Below are 16,456 nucleotides of genomic sequence, written 5' to 3' on the forward strand. Positions count from 1 at the left end.
AATATTCATCTCAATTTTCTTCCATTGCAGAGTATTCCGGAAAATCTTTTGATCTATAGAAAGGAGCGCTTGGTTAATCAAAAAGAAAAACCAGAGGCCGACTATGTTTACGGTTATACTTTACCAATTGATCCAACTACTGATCCCTACAAAAAAGAGTACCAAAAATATATCCATCATATCCCATTGTCATAATGCAAAGCTTAGAAAGGGAAAAGTTAAAACGTTTGGAAAAACGTAGGTTGAAGGGAATTCGTTTACTTGAGAAGGGCTACACGTGCTACGGAGTATCAAAAAAGCTTGGCGTACGTAAGCAATCGGTAATGCGTTGGCGAGATAAATATGAATCGGAAGGAATCGAAGGAGTAAAATGGAATGGCCAACGAGGTCGACCGACCAAGTTGAGCATTTCAGAGAAGAAAGAATTAAAAAGAATCATCTTGAAAGGTCCGATAAGTAACGGTTATCCGAATGAACTTTGGTCAACGTATCGCGTATCGGAAATCATACGAAAAAAATTCGGAGTAACGTATCATCAAGATTATGTGGGAACTCTCTTGCATCAATTAGGGTTTTCGTATCAAAAACCAAAAAGAAGAGCGTTGGAAAGAGATGAAAATGCAATTGAAACTTGGAAAACGAAAACTTGGCCCGGTATAAAAAAAAGCAGAGAATGAAGGGTTTAAGGTCATATTTTTAGATGAAAGCGGAATCAGCCAGAATCCATATACGGTAAAAACTTGGAGCTTAATCGGAAAGACACCGATTCTTCGTCACAAGATGTCTTGGAAAAAGTTATCAGTAATAGGCGCTATTTCTAAAAAAGATTTTTACTTCCAGATCATAACAGGCTCTGTTAAAAGCCGGGATCTTATTTATTTTTTAAATATACTTCTAAAGGAAAATCGCAAAAAGATTTTAATAGTCTGGGATAATCTATCTGCCCATAAAAGCAAAGCAATGAATGAATTTTTAAAAGAGAATGAGAAAAGGCTTCGAGTGGAATTTTTGCCTCCTTATGCTCCGGAGTTAAATCCGCAAGAATATATCTGGTGTCGTTGGAAGAAAAACTATATGGCTAATTTTTGTCCGGAGAATCTTAGCCAATTGATTCAAAGAACTAAATCTACTTTAGGAATATTGAAATCAGATACCTTCAGTTTCGATAGTTATTGGAGACAAGCTGGTATTTAGGTACCATTTTTTATAGGGATCAGTAGGCGTCATCATCAAGGATCATCTTCCTTTACAAACTCCCTTAATGACTGATTCCGCATATGAATTTTTATGGAATATTTACAAGAACCATCGCCAAGTAAATCACTCAGCACATTCTAAAGATGCTCGTTACCGTTGGGCAAGAAACAGATGGAGTAAGAATGGAGTCCACAACCAAGTAGCCGAAGGCAATCATAGACTGCTGAAGACAGCATTCTCTTCTTACTGTTACATCCGTCCCGAGAACTCTACTCGTTACTTGAATGAATTTAGTTTTTTAAAGAATGCTCATGTGTTTGGGTTGGATGTGATTTGTGAGAATGAAGTTGCGCTTGCTGGTGCTGAGTGTAGTGATGTTGATGCTGTTGTTGGTGAGACGAAGAGATGGGGTAAATTATCCTTTGGTTCCGATCCCAGAGGGCCGTTAGAGCCAGCAGTTGGGATCGGAAGGAAGGGATTTGCGCTGAGAAAGAACGACTCAGGTTCCAAAAATTGGTTTCATTCTTTAATCCAAGAATTTGAATACTTTCCGGAAACTGAGAGTTCAAAAGACAATGTCGTTTTTCAATCCGGATTTTCTTTACTCAATTCTCCAGCTTCCTTAAAGGATGTGAACTCACTTCTCTTAAAAGAAATGAACGCTCACAATACGTTTTGGTCGGATCAAAACAGAACTCCTATTCAGAGAAAGAAAGAGTTACAGCATCAGAAAACAGCTTCTAAGATCTGGAATCTGATTTCTGACGGGAAAGAAAATGGATCCTACTATTCTGTTTCCGAAGTTTGCAACTTATTGAATATTCACAAAATTTCTGCCATGTTGATTCTTAGAAAATGGCTCAAGTTAAAATTGATCGAGAAAAGGAGAATCAACCAAGCCTGTTATAACCGGTCTATTGATTTTGGAATTAAGAAGAAAGCTAAAGAATTTCCGTATCTGTTATATACGAACTTCAAGGACAAGAAGTCTAATGGAACCTTGGAGAGACTCAAATGAAGAAAAAGAGTCGTATTCTGAAATACAGATTTAGAGCAGAGGATTTTTACAAGATTCTAAAATCCCAAAAAGGAAAATGTTTTCTTACCGGAAGAGATGTTTACCCAGTGGATGCACTCAATGAACACATTCTTCCTCTGCGTAAAGGTGGTGAGCATGAGTTCAAGAATATTTGTCTTGTGATTTCTCCCTTAGCAAAACTGAAACGATACTTTACGGAAGAAGAAATTGTTCATATGGCTGCTGATATTCTCAAATTCAAGGGAGAGAAATATGGCTATCAGATCGAACAAGGAAAAAGAAGAAAGTAAGGTATTTCCAAGATGGTTAGCTCAGACCTTATCCCAAAATCTAAACATTAAATATGACTACTTCCTCCGAGAAAGAAGAAAACTTGATGTTTGGGTTTCTTGGGGTAAAGCGGCGGAGAACTCTTGTAAAAGTCTTCTTACATTCATAACCCAATTTAAGTATATTAAGATTAAGGAAGATCCTCATTGGAAATTTAGAGCGATTGATTCTGCAAACTTAGTAAATAAAGTAGCGAGAAGTCTAACCGGTCAAGCGAGGGTTGAGTTTATTTCTAAATTTCTGAATCACTTTGCTCGTAAGAAAGAGCTTTATGATCCGATCAGTCCCGTTCAGCTAAGAATGGTTCATTTGGAAACAAACCGGTTGAATTGTTATGCTCGGGATCTGGATTTTTTGGCTAAACGAGCTAAGCCTAAAACCTGGGTTTCAGCAGCTCGTAGGAATTATTTGAGGATGTTGCGGACTGATTTTACGAATCCAGAAAGGGAGTTTTCGAGCTGGGATTTATGTTTTAGAAATAACCGGGCTAAATTGCACAGATTCGAAACGGACCTTTGGGGTAATTGTTTTGAGAAGAATCGGAAGAGGCTGGAGAGAATTGGTAAAGATTTAGCTGGAGGATAGCCTGTTTTTCCACAGGGTTGAATTCAGTTTGTTTTGACTTGTCCGAAAGCAGATAATGAATTCGACTATTTTGATAGGCACAGATCAACTCGTTGATTTGAAATATTTACATAAAACATTCAATTATGAAAATGGAACATTTATTAAACTTACGAAATAGATAGGAGACCAAGAGTTTTTAATAGTAAAAGATTTTTAAAATTATCTGCTGAAGATGAAAAAATATAAGCATCACATTTTTGATAAATGTGGTTTTAAACTTTCTATGATCTCTTGTAATCGCGGTACTTTTCCATAATAGATGGCTTTGGTTTTTTCATATCGATCCTCAATTTGTTTAAACATATTTGGATTGTTTAAAATGAAAGCATCATTCTTAGTTAAATTTTTTTCGTCCTTAGATCTAAAACGATTATTTTTATGTTCAATATATTTTTCTGAACCAATAAATTTTTGAATATTCGGTAGTTCAAGAAGTTTATATACATCATAATAATGTCGTGCAAAGTTCGAAATATCCAATCCCTCTGCTAATTGACGATATTTAGTAGAGATTGCTTGTAATTTTTCAACAAAAGTATATTCTGGACGATAGCATCTTACGCTTAAAGCTCGGTTATCGAAAAAATCTTTTAATTGTTCAGTTTTTTCCAAATAATCAATGATCCACGATGAAATATTTTTTTCTTCCCATGGCTCTACTGTATCAAAACCTATTTCAAGAAGTATTCCCGACTTAACTCCTTCGACTTGATTGGAGGAGTTATATGATACGACAATTCCAGCATTAATCAGATGATCGCTATCAAAGTCTTTGTTACGTTCAATATTTACTGCCCCAGGAACTTGAATTCTAGTTGTAAGCCCGTCAAAGAATTTCTTTCTTTTTTCTACATTTTTTGGTGATGTATCTTTTCTTGCCGTTTGAGATCGTAAAGATTCATCTTCTATTAATAAATCAATATCCTCGGAAAAACGATCAATCACTCGATATGCTTTTGAAAGTGAAGTTCCCCCTTTCATAAAGTAACTTAGACCGGAGTTAGATAAAGACCAAAGGGTATGCATAATCCAGTAGTCTTTTTCAATTAATGTAGGTAAAATTTTCTTGGAATCAGATACTATTTGAATTAGCTCTTTCCAATTTTTATCTTCATGGATAAAGGGTTTAATCACGTATTTGATATTAATTGTTCGAGTTCTTTTTTAACTGCAACTTTTCCAAAGCTCTCAGCGTATTTTTTTAATTTCGCCTTATTGAGGGATTGGAGTTTGTTTCGAAGATACTTTGGTAAATTTTCCGGATGCTCTGCAAGAGTTTTACGTTCGTTCATAAACTCAACGAGAAGAAATTCAGAATTTGGGGAAGACGGATAACCAGATCTGCGTTTGAAATTGAACTTCATACCCCCAAGCTCAACTCTGCCGTGCCTTTTTTGGTTATAGACAGTAAATTCGTTATATAGCTGTGTTAATCCTAAACCTATTCCATTCAAAGAATTATGGTCGACCACAAGAAAGTCCTTGGTTTTAAGATATTTTTCAACTAAAAGAGGTAATTCGGTAGGGACTTCTCCGAACTTACTTGGTTTAGGGCGTGAATAGAGCCCAGTGCTAAGCTTTCTTAAAAACCCTTCTTTAACAAGTTGTTTTAATTCTCGATCTATACTATTTGAATAAGGAAGTAAGTCACTGCGCCTATAAACTTTTCCAGGTTTTAAATGGAACTTTAGAACATTAAGGCTCATGCTATTATTAGACTCCTGGTGAATTCTTTGTCAAATATTTTTGTAAAAATTCATGCATTTTTGGAACAAGAAAAACGCTATAGCTAAATTTTTTGCACGATCGTATCCATTCCCATTCGGGGGATTTTCAAACAGTCGCTAAAAAAATTGAATTATTGTATTGTAATTTTTAAATCACACTCTAATGAAATTGACAATTGAACTTAGTTCTTCTTCTTTTTACCAAAAAAGAGAGACAATGTTTCATTAATTGCAAATCGAAGAAGACCAGGTAAGCTATCAACATGAGATTGAAACATTGATTTTAATTCAACAATTTCCCTTCTAAGTTGGTCCACTTCGCCTTCTATCGGTAAAGAATTTTTATCTACTGCAAGTATATTATTTCTAATAATAGTGAATTCGTTAGTGATTGGACTAATATATCCATCAATTGCATTTGAATAATTTGGATTCATTGATTCTTCCTTAGACCCTAACAATACGTTACCGCAAAATTTAATACCAAATGAAGGCACTATCCCTGCGATTCCATTATAATTTTTTAAGACTTCTGTAATTGCATTCCACAATTGAACATTTTTTATAATTTCCGATGAATAAGAATAATTTGTATCTGAAAGAAAGATTCCCTTTGACAGTTGTCGCTCCACAATTTCATGATTTTTTAAAAATGCGGATCTAAATTCTTCTAGTAACCTATAACCAAGATTTTGAATTTTCGCTAACGGTAAATCGGGGTCTGTAAATACTATTTTCGAGGGAAAAAAGATCGCGATTACGATAACACTCTTTCTCTTTAAATGATCTAACGAAGGAGAAATACAAACAACCGCTCCCTGCTCATCATCCTTAATTAAGAAAAATTCAGAAATCTTGTCGGATCGATTACTTTCAAAAAAAGAATCTATAATTCCCGGCCAATCCAATACATTCAAAGTATAATTTTCAAGTTTCGAGAGATTTTTAGGTACTGTATTTGGAATAATTAATTGAAACTCCCGATGACTCTTTGTAATTTCAAATCCTTTTGCAAAAACAAAAATATTTACACATTGCGAGTTATCCATTAGCTCACCTATTGCATCCATAATTCAACTAATCTCATTTTATTTTTTAAATCCTGGTTTTGGTTATGATATCTCAGCGCAATTTGTAAATATTCATAAGATTTTTTCGCACTTTTTAAATAACATATCGAAATAGTCACTAATTCAATCCAATGATCTACGCGATTTGGCGCCTTATCGACCGCTTCCTTTAATAAATCTAAATAAAACTGAAGATCATCCACATTGAAATTTTCAGATCTAATTAACTTCGCATAATGATCAAATACCTTATCTATTTCATTCGCAGGATATATTTCATTTTGAGAGATTGCAGCATTGTTAACATCTTTCGAGATAAGTGGTAGTTCATGAAAGGTACTATCACTTGAGGCTGACGATTCTTCAAGAATTTCTTGCTCATACTCATTTGCAATTTGGTTCAAAGAAATATTTTTCGGAATGTAATCTTCAATAACTTTTTTCCAAAATGCTTTCTCACTTTGTGATTTATTAGGTAAACTGTTTAACCAAGCCCAAAACCATTCCTCTAAATTGTAAACCTTCCCAGGATACCTAAAAAGTTCCCCAGCCCATATTTGTATTGCACATAGACAAATTTCTAGCTTAAATTTTTTAATCAATTCAATAGAATAATATTTCTCATCGTCGCTTCGTTCAATAATTTTATCATTTATAGATTTTAGAATATTACAGCGCTTATAAGCCAATGTCTTTACTTCAAACTTACCTTCTTTGGCTTTGTAAAAACTATCCAAATCAATTAATCGAAATTCATTTTTTGAATTTACTCCCAAGTTTTTTGGACAAAGATCAAAATGAATCCAATCAAGCTTTTCTTCATTAGTATTTGCAAATACTCGAATAAATTCTCTGACTTTGCTTTTGCTTATTTTACCTTCTTCGATTAATTGTTTTAAAGGTGTAAGTAAATCCATAACTATTAGAAGAGCAGAATCATTTTCGAGAAATTTTAATTCTGCTAAATCCACGATTGGTATTTTTTTTTCTGCCAAAGTAGCATTTTTGAGATCGTTATAGATTCTGTGGAGCCTTGTTGCATTCGTAACTAATTTAGTGTTATCTCCCGCATTTTGATCCGCAACCCAAATGCATTTTATAAAGAAACGTTTCTGAGGATTTCTTACACTTTCTGCATTAGCGAAAATAACAGGAAAATCTCCCATCATCGATCCGCTGGGGATAAACCTCATTACATTTCGATATTCACCAGCAGGTAGCTCTTCAATTAAATTTTGAAATAGCGTTTCGTGCATTTAAATTCCAAATATTTTAAAACGAATCGAAATGCCACTTTCTTTATAAAACACAAAAATAGAATTACTTTGTTCACTCAATAAGATAGCATCCGGTTTCGCTTCTAGTTGCTTTGAAAAATGATCCTCCGTTAATTTATACTTCCCTTCAGAATCTTGATGTATAATTCTAATAAAATTATCTTTTGTGATTACAACTGCATATCTTTCAACTTGATTTACGATGCACATTTCAGGAAAATTTGTTTTTGCAATTGAGTACTTTCCAGTATCATCAAAAACTAAGAATTTTTCGCCCGCAAGTGAAACTAATGAGAGATTCCGCCCGACATATACGTCTGCCGATTCAGCATCGTATTTCGGAACAACCTTGTATTCAAATCGATCTCCAAACTTATTATTGGCTATTCGAACCCCAGAAGATATGGTTCCATTATGAGCAAAAAGGGACCGATCCTTAAAATCGTACATTAATTCAATTTTACTTGGTTTCGGGAGAAACTCTGTAAGAAAATCTTTTGGAATCCATTTTTTATTCTCTAGCTTCAATATTGATAAATTTCCATTTTCATTTGAAGTAAATAATTCCTCATTTCCCATAAGTTCCCAACTATAAACTGGATGTTCTAATTCAGTTTTATTCAAGTCAGAGCCTAGTATTCCGGAATAGAGGAAGCTAGTATTTTTTCTTTTACCGATGACTAAAAAACCTTCTCTTATAAAGCATTTCAATTCGGTCATATCGCTATCAAATTCAATAATTTCTCCAATCTTTTCTGTTTTGAATTCGGAGGAATTGCCAAACTTGACTAAATTCAATTTTCCATCTTCAGTTAAAAATAAAATTTCTATTTTATCTTCAGAATCACTAATAATTAAGATAGGCAAACCTATTAAGTTCTTGTAATTTGATATTAATCTAATATCTAAAAGATTTGCACCTACAGAATTGATATTTTTTGAATGATTTCGAAAATGCAAACTAGGAATGCTGTCATTAATTTGCTTGGAATTTTCATATCCTTTGTAAATTAACCATACCCAACCTTTTAAAATATTTAAAGGATTGCGTAGATCGGCACTAGGTAAAAAAATAGCTCCTTCATCTGGTTTAGGCTGACTTTTTTCTTCCCAAAGTTTAGACCCAATAACTGAAGATCTCAAAATTTGATAATCCTCATCTTCAACTCCAGCCAATTTTGATCGATAAATCGTCAATTCCTCATGAACACTATCCAAGATATTTGTAGGAATGCCCGAAAGATCATCGGCTTTATTTATAAAAATAACAGTGGGGATCTTTTTTTCCGCAGCGAATTTAATTCTATATCTCACTTCCGAAACATACTTTCTTGCCTCATGTGAACTTTCTTTATATCTTTTTGGATCGACTAAAATAATAATTCCATTTGATCCATTTATAAAATGGCTCGATATATCATCAGCCTCCTGAAAACTGCCACCAGGCAAATCAGGAATATATAGATAAGCATTTTTTGAATCGAAAGTATCAATTCGCAATAAAAATGGAATGTGCTTATTTGTACCTTTGGGCCATTCGCAATTCTCTATAAACTCTTTCGTATATTCACGGACGAACGCTAACGTATTTTTTGCCAAATCAAGGGCTCGGAGATTTTCAAATTTTATATTAGATTTCTCTAATTCTTTCAGGTCCTGTTGATCAACAATTTCTCCGAGAGATATTCCATGTTTTAATAAATCAAGGTAATGTTTAGCTGTTAGAATAGAGACCGTCTTACCGTCTCCAACCCAACCCCAAATCAAAATCGTTAAAATTGTATTTTTAAATTTTACTTCCTTATACTTTTCTGAAAATTCTTTAAAAAATGCATCCGAATTGATACCTTCCTCTTTATTATTTAATTTATTTTCCTCTTCTATTCTTTCCATTTATTCACTCCAAATAATTTTAACGAATTTGAATAGGGGACAAGGTTTCGCTTTAGTTCTAAATCTCGATATTTACTTTAACATTTTATAATCGTAAATGATCTTTGGTAAATTTATTAAATTATATCCTTTGAATTAGATCAAATTGGTCTTAACCTAATGCAATTTTACAAATGACAAACCCCAAACAAGAAACGAGCAAAATCAAATCCCAGTCACTTAACGGTCCTGGCTCAGTTCTCCCAGTGTTCTCGCCTTCGTTATCTGTTGGCGGAGTTACGGGTGGAGTTTTCGGGAGATGCCAACCCAGACTTTTGATCTTTGAAAAAACATAGTATCCCCAAACTGTAAGTCCGATCGTTTTTGGATGAACCAGGTCTCCCATCAAAGTGTCATTAGCAACCCAAGGTTCGAGAGTAGCTGGATGAACAAACGCTTCCCAGAAACGCAAGTATTCTAACGTTAATCTTTGCGCTTGAAAATGAGGCTTTCTTTTCGAATTCAACATTTCGCATAGACCATTTGAAAATTCATTTCAAGGTAAAAATCTGACCAAATTGTGTCAAATTATTTGTCGTAAAAAGCGTTAGTTTGTTTTAATAGAAAAATGAAGGATTTTTGGACGGAATCTGAATCAAGGAATAGGTAAAAATAGTATTCATTATCCGCTTTCGGACAAAACATACTATCTGGTTTCGGACAGACTAAGGATTTGGCTTGAGTTCATACTAGAATATACATCCAAATTGGTAGAATATCACTACTCACCCCTATATAATAAAGTACCATGAATTTTGAAACGAATCCCCGTTTTAAAGGCAGAATTCTGGACACTCGATTCTATAGTTCTGAGTAAGATTCTGATTTTTCGAAGAAATCAGCCTGTTAAAATCGGTTCGGATTTAATAATGTTTAGATGTAATGGTTAGAACTTGATCTTACACAGATCGCACTATCGTCTGGTCGCGTGTTGAGAATGATAAATTTGCGGTCTTACTTGACAATGGGGATATGCTTTCTACGAACTTCCCAAAAAGCTCTTGACGCCTGACAAATGGATCCTTTTTCAGCTGGGTACAACGAGGCACCTTCGCAATTCCAGCGTTTATACGAAATCATTTGTTGTTTATACAATATTCGGCGATTTATAGTTAGGCGTCATTGTTTAAAAATATTCTGAATGACTAAATTTTCAAAGAAATATACAGATTATCATTTTCATCCAGAAATATCTGATAACTTTGAAATAGTTTGTTATGAGAGAAAGGATGCTGGATTTGATGTTTATATATTTGAAAAAAAGAATTCGGTTCCGGAATTTGAAGAATCTCGTGTCGACCAATTTCATATATTTTTAGGAACGATTAATTCAGAAGATGAGTTTGAAGAGTTCTACAATTTAAGAATTAGGAAATTAATTGGAAACAAATATGAACTAATCCCTTATTATGCTGAAAAAGGATCTAGAAAGGTATGTGGGAAAATATTTGATGCTCTCAAGAATCTTGGCTGTTATGGTATGTTATTAAGCTCAAATGAATTGGGAGATTATACTATCTCTATCCGTAGGAAAGACGTTGAGATTGCAAAAACAATTGTTCAATCGAATGTGCTCTGATTTATTATTCTGAATTTTACGGGAATTTGTTTATATTAAGTAAAACAACGACGCCTATTACGTTATGCGAAAATGACGCCCAATGAAATTATGATTAAATCCATTCTTCAAAATCTCGAAAATAATCAAAATGACCTGGCTGCGGCCCTTACTGCGTTCAAATCAGTTTCCGTTCAAGCGGAAGTTCAAAAGTTGAAAGATGCTGTCCAAATTGTATCGGCCGCGTGGTCTGATTCTTGGCTCGGTTACCAATCTACAGTCTACATTAGAGATTTTGAACCTAAAACTATCGGCGATTTCTTTGACCCAGAGTGCGGTTTGATGGCGATCTTTGGTAGCCGAACAACAAACAGATGGGTTGCTTACGAATTCAAAGATGTAATGAATTTTATTTGGCGCATGGCCGCTACAGATCGGGAAGTAATTGAAGCCGCTGTCGCGCGCAATGAGCAAACCTTCTCGGATGTAAGAGACTCGGTGGAAAGCACTCTCGATGTTCTTACGGACAATCATGACAGCTCAACACTTCAAGAGTTTAAAACTAAATTGCACGAAATCAAAAACAAATTGCCAGTACTCCAATCTATTCAAGCTCTACGTCCTAACCAATTCCGAAGTCGCGACGACCGTGCTTTGAAGGAAGGCCCACAGACGCCGCCGCATATTCAAGTTCAGGCGTTCATCGTTGAATGGAGTTCAACGGCTACAGCGTTAACGGAATTGAGCAAGCTTTGCAAGCGGGTTATTTCGTACGTATCACTCAGGCAAGGAGATAATAATATGACTACCAGTTCGGGCGATCGAATCTTTATTGGACATGGAGGCTCGCGAGTATGGAAAGACTTAAAGGATTTTCTCCAAGATCGCTTACGATTGAAGTGGGAAGAATTTTCTAGAGAACCGGCGGCAGGAATCTCTACTAAAGAACGACTTGAACAAATGTTAAACTCTGCGACGTTCGCTTTCATTGTAATGACAGCGGAAGATGAGCAACCCGATTCATCCGTTCAAGCTCGCCAAAATGTAGTCCACGAAGCGGGATTGTTCCAGGGGCGGCTTGGCTTCCATCGTGCAATAATCCTTCTCGAAGAAGGGTGCGTTGAATTCTCCAATATCGTCGGATTGACCCAGATCCGCTTTCCCAAAGGTGATATTTCGGCTCGGTTTGAAGAAATTCGACGCGTACTTGAGCGAGAAGGGATCAAGTAAATCCATTGGGCGTCTCCTCGCTCCGTTCAGGATCGCTAATGCAACCTAAGGTAGTCACATAAAAGTGGACAGCCTTATGAGCAATCCTGGAAGAATCTCAAAAAGTAATTGAAACATTTATGCAAATGACTAAATTTGGCATTCAAAAATTGATTAACACTTAAAAATAAAAATTATGGCACTTATTAATCCTCATATTAACTTCAACGGAAATGCCGAAGAAGCATTTACATTTTATAAATCAGTATTTGGCGGAGAGTTTGCAAAAATTATACGTTTCAAAGATCTTGCAAGTCCTGAATTTCCAGTAGCAAAAAAAGAAGAAAATAAAATTATGCACATTGCTTTGCCTATTGGTAAATATAATATGTTGATGGCAAATGATGTCCCGGAAGCTATGGGGCGAACAAATGAAAATGAGAACAGAAGTAAAATTGTAATCAGTGCAGAAAGTAAAGAAGAAGCAGACAAGTTATTTAATGGGCTATCAGCAGGTGGACAAATTGAAATGTCTATTGCCGACAGCCCTTGGGGTTCTTACTTTGGAATGTTTAGAGACAAATATGGGATTGAATGGATGGTTGACTTTGACCCAAAATATAAAGGACAAATATAAGCGGACAAAACAACGAATGCCAAACGTCACAGATCGCAACCGTTAAGTATAATAGCCAGAACTTGATCTTACACATTTTTAAAGTTCATTACGAAAACTGTAAATTATCGAGATATTTTTCTTCTCAAACTCCTTCGTGCCGAGGAAGGGTCTGTATCGGAGTTTTACCAAAACAATACTTGCTTCGATGAGTTCGTTCCTTGTAATACAGTATGATTTGGTGAGATAAAAAGTCATTTTATTTCTTGTTCAGGCTTATTCGGTACATCCCATTTCCGTTTTCAGGAAGTTTTCAGAAATGGGAAAACCTATTGAAGTTTGGAAACAATAATTTCAAGTTGAACTACAATCTTGGAAAGTAGATATTTTCTTAGTTTAGGTTGCTCAAGATCGATTTCAATTTTTAGAAAATTATATAGACACTCAAAGGTTTTTATCTCGACAATGTGCAATTCTTTAATTTCTTGATATTGAACGTTACTCATCTCTACATAATAGAGTGTCCAAAATTCTGCGTCTAAACGCGGATTTGTGCTCAAATTAACGGTACTCTATTTTATAGCAATCAGTAGAACAAAAACAAAATTCACTTTCCCTTTTCAGAATATTCTTATATTTTCAATCTTATACTAGTTGATTGGATACAATTTTGAATTCAGCTCCAAAAATAATAGACTTTGTTACGTATAAAAATAATAGAAATCGGACACCAGTAGATACAAGTAATGAATATTCAATGTTTGGAAAAGGACTCACTGATGAGATCATGAGCTATCTAACTCGAAAATTTTCAAACCCAGTCTCCGAGCGGGATTATAGAAATCTTGCAATATTCTTGATATTAAGCCAGACGGCCTTGAGGGCTAAGGAAGCCGTGAATTTAAAATTCTCAGATTTGCTAAAAGCCCCAACAAACGAGACCCTTGCCAAGTATGTGAAAAAGGGAGGTAGAATAGCTTATTCAGTTATTTCTGAAAAGTGCTTAAAAGCTGTTCAAGAATATCATTCAAAATTTGATTTAAAATCAGATTACTTCTTCCTTTCTCTTCCACTAAGAAATCAAAATTGGAGATCTAATCTATCAACTCGTGGACTTCAACTGATTGTGAATTCTTGGAATGTGAACACTTGTTCAGGAAAACGTGTGCATCCGCATAGCTTTCGTCATACGGCAGGTACCAAGTTATTAGAGACATCAGGCTCCATAGCCGCACAGCTCACATTAGGGCATTCAAGTCCTATTACAACATCAAAATATTATACTAAACGATTTTATAATGCTTCAATGTTCCTTACTTGGGAATGAGAAAGCAAAACTAAGCTCTCCTATACTACTTAACTCAAGGGCTGACTTGATCTATGCATCGATCAAAGCCACCCAGCTATTTTTAGAATCTTCGCATGTTTACTTTTCGCCAAAACAAACCATTCATGTTAACTTCTTGGGGTCAACATGAGCTGATTTTTTAGTAATGATAGTACTCACCATCTAACCAAGGATAGGCTCGTTTGGACTCATTAATAGCCCGCTGAAGTAACCATTTAAATGCCTCCTTTCCGCCTTCAATGTTTTTCAATGCTTCATACCCAGCCTTTAGATTAGATAAACGGGCTATAACAAAATTCCCAATGGCATTACTAGCAATATCAATGTCTTGTTTATTTTTTTCATACGCTTTTAAATCAAAGTAATTCCTGTGGGCGGAAAGAGCTTCTCGAATAACATCTTTCTGAGGGCGCATATCTATTTTCATAGGGAATTTTTTAGCATACTCCATAGGTTTGATTTCCTTTTGTTGAAGCTGATTAGAGAGTTTCTCCATTTCTCTTTCCACTTTACTTTTCTTGTTACTTTTGATATTTGAAGCTTTATTCATTAAGCTCCTCCGTTATTTAAATTTTATATCTCTTCAATATTTTCCTTATCCTTTTGAAGTTATTCTTCGAAATCGAATCAAAGAAATATTAGAAATCATTTTGATCTCATATATCTATTCTATGGGAAACTTTCTATTTCTCAAAATCATAATGGAAAAAAGTTCACCACTTTTTTTCAGATAACAAGGTAGGTTCGTAAATTGATTTTATCTGAATTGAATATTCAAATCTTGGGATAAAAATTTTTTCTTAAAAAATCGAAACTTTTTCCCAGAGTGATTTTGAGAAATTGGGTAGGTAAAAAACTATGGTTATTTTTGAACTTTATGATCTAAAGGGAATCTTAACTTCACCCCTTAGAAATATTTACGTGCAGCGCCAAACTTTGTTTTATCGGGCAATGTATTTAGCTAAAGTAGCTTAACCCTTTCCCGGAAAAATATAATCGTCCCAATCAATATTAAGCTTTGTGTTCTTACATTGATAAGCTAAATCATAGACTTTAAAAATCGATCTTCGCATAATTTCCCTTGTGCGCTTTTCAAAATCATGCATATTCATATTTGTACCATCTTCCTTTTTAGGAAAACTGATCTTTGATCCTGATCCATGAACAAATTTACTTCGAATATCATAAGCCTTCTTCATGAAATCGAATATTTCTTTTTGCTTTTTGGGTTCACTTTCTAAAAATAGGGCCGTCCTATGAGCCAATCTATATTTAAGCTCTCCTTGATCGCTACCGCCGGAACTTAAAAAAATGGCTTCAGCGCTTATGAGCAAATCGATTATTTGATCTTCTAAATTTGGTCTAAGCGTCCCATCTGCAAATCTTCTTAAAGCTACTTCCAGAAAGTGTGGTATTTTCTCAGGGGTTAAAGTGTAGATTTTATTCCAAAGGATTAGGAATTCTTCAATTTCCTTTTTTGAAAGAACGTACGAAGACCTTAAACCAAATCGAGGATACCCTGAACTCATAGAAGAACCAATAGAAAAGAAACCTATATTTCGAGAGATGTCCGCAACGGGAAAAACTGTTCCAAATTTAAAGAGTTGTAGTGCTGAAATGATTGTGTTGTTCGTAATGTGAGCTTGATTCTTTGTCTCTTTGCTTGCGCGATTATCTGGACCGATAATTTTAGTGAGCTTTGAAACGCGAACAATCGCATGTTTGTATAAAACATCTGCAATATTATCGGAGACATTGTGCAGAGACATTGGAATTCCGCTACTTAATAACTTCGAAATCTCCTCGTCTGATAAAACTTCAATGTGAAGATTTTCTGCTAGAACCCATCTCAAAAATGCCTAAGAAGGATCATAGCACATCCGAGAGCAATAAACCCATCGAAATTAAAATCGTAATATTCATAACGGACTACGAGTCTTCTAAAGTTTTGAAGCCAGGCAAAAAGACGCTCGATTTTCCATCGTCGTTTGTAACGCCTCAATCCTCGACCATCTTGTGTCGGTTGTTTTATACTGTTGCAAAATGTGTTCGTCTAAACCGTCGCTATCGTATGCTTTGTCACCGATCATTCGTTTTGGATTTTCTTCTATAAAAAGATTTTCTAATGTTTGCTCCACTAACGTGACTTCATGGGGCGAAGCATTTTCCGTGCAAAAGGCGATAGGAAGACCTTGGCTGTCTCCGATTGCCATGATCTTTGTACCCTTCCCACGTTTGGTTTTCCCCACTTTTGGACCCCTTTTTTTGCAGGAACAAATGTGCCGTCTATAAAGGATTCTTCTATATCTATTCCTCCGCGTTCAACGATCCGGCAATTCCTTCCACTGAGCTCCTGTGCGCAATATCCAAAGAATTCCATTTAAGATTGAACGAGCATCCATACGAGGACGACCTTTTCCATCTTCACGAACGTTAGGCTCAATTATCAGAGGCTCCAATATTTTCCATTGATCGTTGCTTAAATCCATTCTTTCAGTGATTTTTATTTTACGATTGTGTACAGCT

14 protein-coding genes and 4 pseudogenes are annotated in these 16,456 nt (G+C 35.1%); 8 read left to right on the forward strand and 10 right to left on the reverse strand.

Annotation, left to right across the window (positions count from 1 at the left end):
* Positions 1–194 precede the first annotated feature (194 nt).
* From FHG67_RS10095 to FHG67_RS10110, 4 genes and pseudogenes are all read left to right on the forward strand, one after another.
* Positions 195–1,194: pseudogene (locus FHG67_RS10095) on the forward strand (IS630 family transposase).
* A gap of 19 nt (positions 1,195–1,213) precedes the next feature.
* Positions 1,214–2,215, forward strand: a pseudogene (locus tag FHG67_RS10100) (transposase); the annotation flags it as partial.
* A complete protein-coding gene (locus tag FHG67_RS10105; protein WP_000730463.1) occupies positions 2,212–2,526 on the forward strand; it encodes an HNH endonuclease in 315 nt (104 codons plus the stop codon). The pseudogene FHG67_RS10100 and the gene FHG67_RS10105, both read left to right, overlap by 4 nt.
* Entirely contained in the window at positions 2,489–3,151 is a 663-nt protein-coding gene (locus tag FHG67_RS10110) for a hypothetical protein (RefSeq protein ID WP_004501263.1), read from the forward strand. Before FHG67_RS10105 ends, FHG67_RS10110 begins: the two co-directional genes overlap by 38 nt.
* A gap of 231 nt (positions 3,152–3,382) precedes the next feature.
* Here the strand turns inward: FHG67_RS10110 and FHG67_RS10115 are convergent, their stop codons facing one another.
* From FHG67_RS10115 to FHG67_RS10140, 6 genes are all read right to left on the reverse strand, one after another.
* Positions 3,383–4,327, reverse strand: a complete 945-nt coding sequence (locus FHG67_RS10115) for a nucleotidyl transferase AbiEii/AbiGii toxin family protein (protein ID WP_000594907.1) — start codon at positions 4,325–4,327, stop codon at positions 3,383–3,385.
* Positions 4,324–4,899, reverse strand: coding sequence for a hypothetical protein (locus tag FHG67_RS10120; RefSeq protein WP_000056315.1), 576 nt, complete (start codon positions 4,897–4,899; stop codon positions 4,324–4,326). Before FHG67_RS10120 ends, FHG67_RS10115 begins: the two co-directional genes overlap by 4 nt.
* Before the next feature lie 203 nt (positions 4,900–5,102).
* Positions 5,103–5,990, reverse strand: coding sequence for a hypothetical protein (locus tag FHG67_RS10125; RefSeq protein WP_232423614.1), 888 nt, complete (start codon positions 5,988–5,990; stop codon positions 5,103–5,105).
* Positions 5,978–7,246 carry a hypothetical protein gene (locus FHG67_RS10130; RefSeq protein ID WP_004498847.1) on the reverse strand — a complete coding sequence of 423 codons (1,269 nt, stop codon included), beginning with the start codon at positions 7,244–7,246 and terminating at the stop codon, positions 5,978–5,980. The genes FHG67_RS10125 and FHG67_RS10130 overlap by 13 nt, the downstream gene beginning before the upstream one ends.
* The gene (locus tag FHG67_RS10135) at positions 7,247–9,160 is read right to left on the reverse strand and encodes a GTPase domain-containing protein (protein WP_004496052.1); all 1,914 of its coding nucleotides are present in this window, start codon (positions 9,158–9,160) and stop codon (positions 7,247–7,249) included.
* 151 nt (positions 9,161–9,311) lie between these two features.
* A complete protein-coding gene (locus tag FHG67_RS10140) occupies positions 9,312–9,668 on the reverse strand; it encodes a hypothetical protein (protein ID WP_004495939.1) in 357 nt (118 codons plus the stop codon).
* Positions 9,669–10,340: 672 nt separating this feature from the next.
* Between FHG67_RS10140 and FHG67_RS10145 the strand changes: the two genes are divergently transcribed.
* The 3 genes from FHG67_RS10145 (at position 10,341) to FHG67_RS10155 (ending at position 12,603) form a co-directional block, all read left to right on the forward strand.
* Complete coding sequence (locus FHG67_RS10145) at positions 10,341–10,778, forward strand: hypothetical protein (RefSeq protein WP_004496089.1); 438 nt, start codon at positions 10,341–10,343, stop codon at positions 10,776–10,778.
* A 90-nt stretch (positions 10,779–10,868) separates the two neighbouring features.
* On the forward strand, positions 10,869–11,987 hold the full coding sequence (locus tag FHG67_RS10150; RefSeq protein ID WP_004495882.1) for a TIR domain-containing protein: 1,119 nt from the start codon (positions 10,869–10,871) through the stop codon (positions 11,985–11,987).
* A gap of 175 nt (positions 11,988–12,162) precedes the next feature.
* Positions 12,163–12,603 (forward strand): VOC family protein, encoded by a 441-nt coding sequence (locus tag FHG67_RS10155; protein WP_001173977.1) that lies wholly within the window; start codon positions 12,163–12,165, stop codon positions 12,601–12,603.
* Between the two features lie 88 nt (positions 12,604–12,691).
* Here FHG67_RS10155 and FHG67_RS22870 read toward each other — a convergent pair.
* Positions 12,692–12,811 (reverse strand): annotated as a pseudogene (locus FHG67_RS22870) (IS481 family transposase); the annotation flags it as partial.
* A gap of 441 nt (positions 12,812–13,252) precedes the next feature.
* On the opposite strand from FHG67_RS22870, the gene FHG67_RS10165 reads away from it, so the two are divergent.
* Positions 13,253–13,909 carry a tyrosine-type recombinase/integrase gene (locus FHG67_RS10165; RefSeq protein ID WP_004496017.1) on the forward strand — a complete coding sequence of 219 codons (657 nt, stop codon included), beginning with the start codon at positions 13,253–13,255 and terminating at the stop codon, positions 13,907–13,909.
* Positions 13,910–14,069: 160 nt separating this feature from the next.
* On the opposite strand, the gene FHG67_RS10170 is transcribed toward FHG67_RS10165, so the two are convergent.
* From FHG67_RS10170 to FHG67_RS22370, 3 genes and pseudogenes are all read right to left on the reverse strand, one after another.
* Positions 14,070–14,480, reverse strand: a complete 411-nt coding sequence (locus FHG67_RS10170) for a hypothetical protein (protein ID WP_004499705.1) — start codon at positions 14,478–14,480, stop codon at positions 14,070–14,072.
* Positions 14,481–14,901: 421 nt separating this feature from the next.
* Positions 14,902–15,699 carry a HEPN domain-containing protein gene (locus FHG67_RS10180; protein WP_004498332.1) on the reverse strand — a complete coding sequence of 266 codons (798 nt, stop codon included), beginning with the start codon at positions 15,697–15,699 and terminating at the stop codon, positions 14,902–14,904.
* Between the two features lie 80 nt (positions 15,700–15,779).
* Positions 15,780–16,419: pseudogene (locus FHG67_RS22370) on the reverse strand (IS5 family transposase).
* Between the last annotated feature and the right edge of the window lie 37 nt (positions 16,420–16,456).

It is taken from the genome of Leptospira weilii (assembly GCF_006874765.1).
Taxonomy (GTDB): Bacteria; Spirochaetota; Leptospiria; order Leptospirales; family Leptospiraceae; genus Leptospira; species Leptospira weilii.

What these genes read in the sequence shown, in the direction of transcription:
- FHG67_RS10105 (WP_000730463.1), top strand. Translation starts at nt 2,212, where the DNA reads ATGAAGAAAAAGAGTCGTATTCTGAAATACAGATTTAGAGCAGAGGAT.
- FHG67_RS10110 (WP_004501263.1), top strand. Translation starts at nt 2,489, where the DNA reads ATGGCTATCAGATCGAACAAGGAAAAAGAAGAAAGTAAGGTATTTCCA.
- FHG67_RS10120 (WP_000056315.1), bottom strand. Translation starts at nt 4,899, where the DNA reads ATGAGCCTTAATGTTCTAAAGTTCCATTTAAAACCTGGAAAAGTTTAT.
- FHG67_RS10125 (WP_232423614.1), bottom strand. Translation starts at nt 5,990, where the DNA reads ATGGATGCAATAGGTGAGCTAATGGATAACTCGCAATGTGTAAATATT.
- FHG67_RS10130 (WP_004498847.1), bottom strand. Translation starts at nt 7,246, where the DNA reads ATGCACGAAACGCTATTTCAAAATTTAATTGAAGAGCTACCTGCTGGT.
- FHG67_RS10135 (WP_004496052.1), bottom strand. Translation starts at nt 9,160, where the DNA reads ATGGAAAGAATAGAAGAGGAAAATAAATTAAATAATAAAGAGGAAGGT.
- FHG67_RS10140 (WP_004495939.1), bottom strand. Translation starts at nt 9,668, where the DNA reads ATGTTGAATTCGAAAAGAAAGCCTCATTTTCAAGCGCAAAGATTAACG.
- FHG67_RS10145 (WP_004496089.1), top strand. Translation starts at nt 10,341, where the DNA reads ATGACTAAATTTTCAAAGAAATATACAGATTATCATTTTCATCCAGAA.
- FHG67_RS10150 (WP_004495882.1), top strand. Translation starts at nt 10,869, where the DNA reads ATGATTAAATCCATTCTTCAAAATCTCGAAAATAATCAAAATGACCTG.
- FHG67_RS10155 (WP_001173977.1), top strand. Translation starts at nt 12,163, where the DNA reads ATGGCACTTATTAATCCTCATATTAACTTCAACGGAAATGCCGAAGAA.
- FHG67_RS10170 (WP_004499705.1), bottom strand. Translation starts at nt 14,480, where the DNA reads ATGAATAAAGCTTCAAATATCAAAAGTAACAAGAAAAGTAAAGTGGAA.
- FHG67_RS10180 (WP_004498332.1), bottom strand. Translation starts at nt 15,699, where the DNA reads ATGTCTCTGCACAATGTCTCCGATAATATTGCAGATGTTTTATACAAA.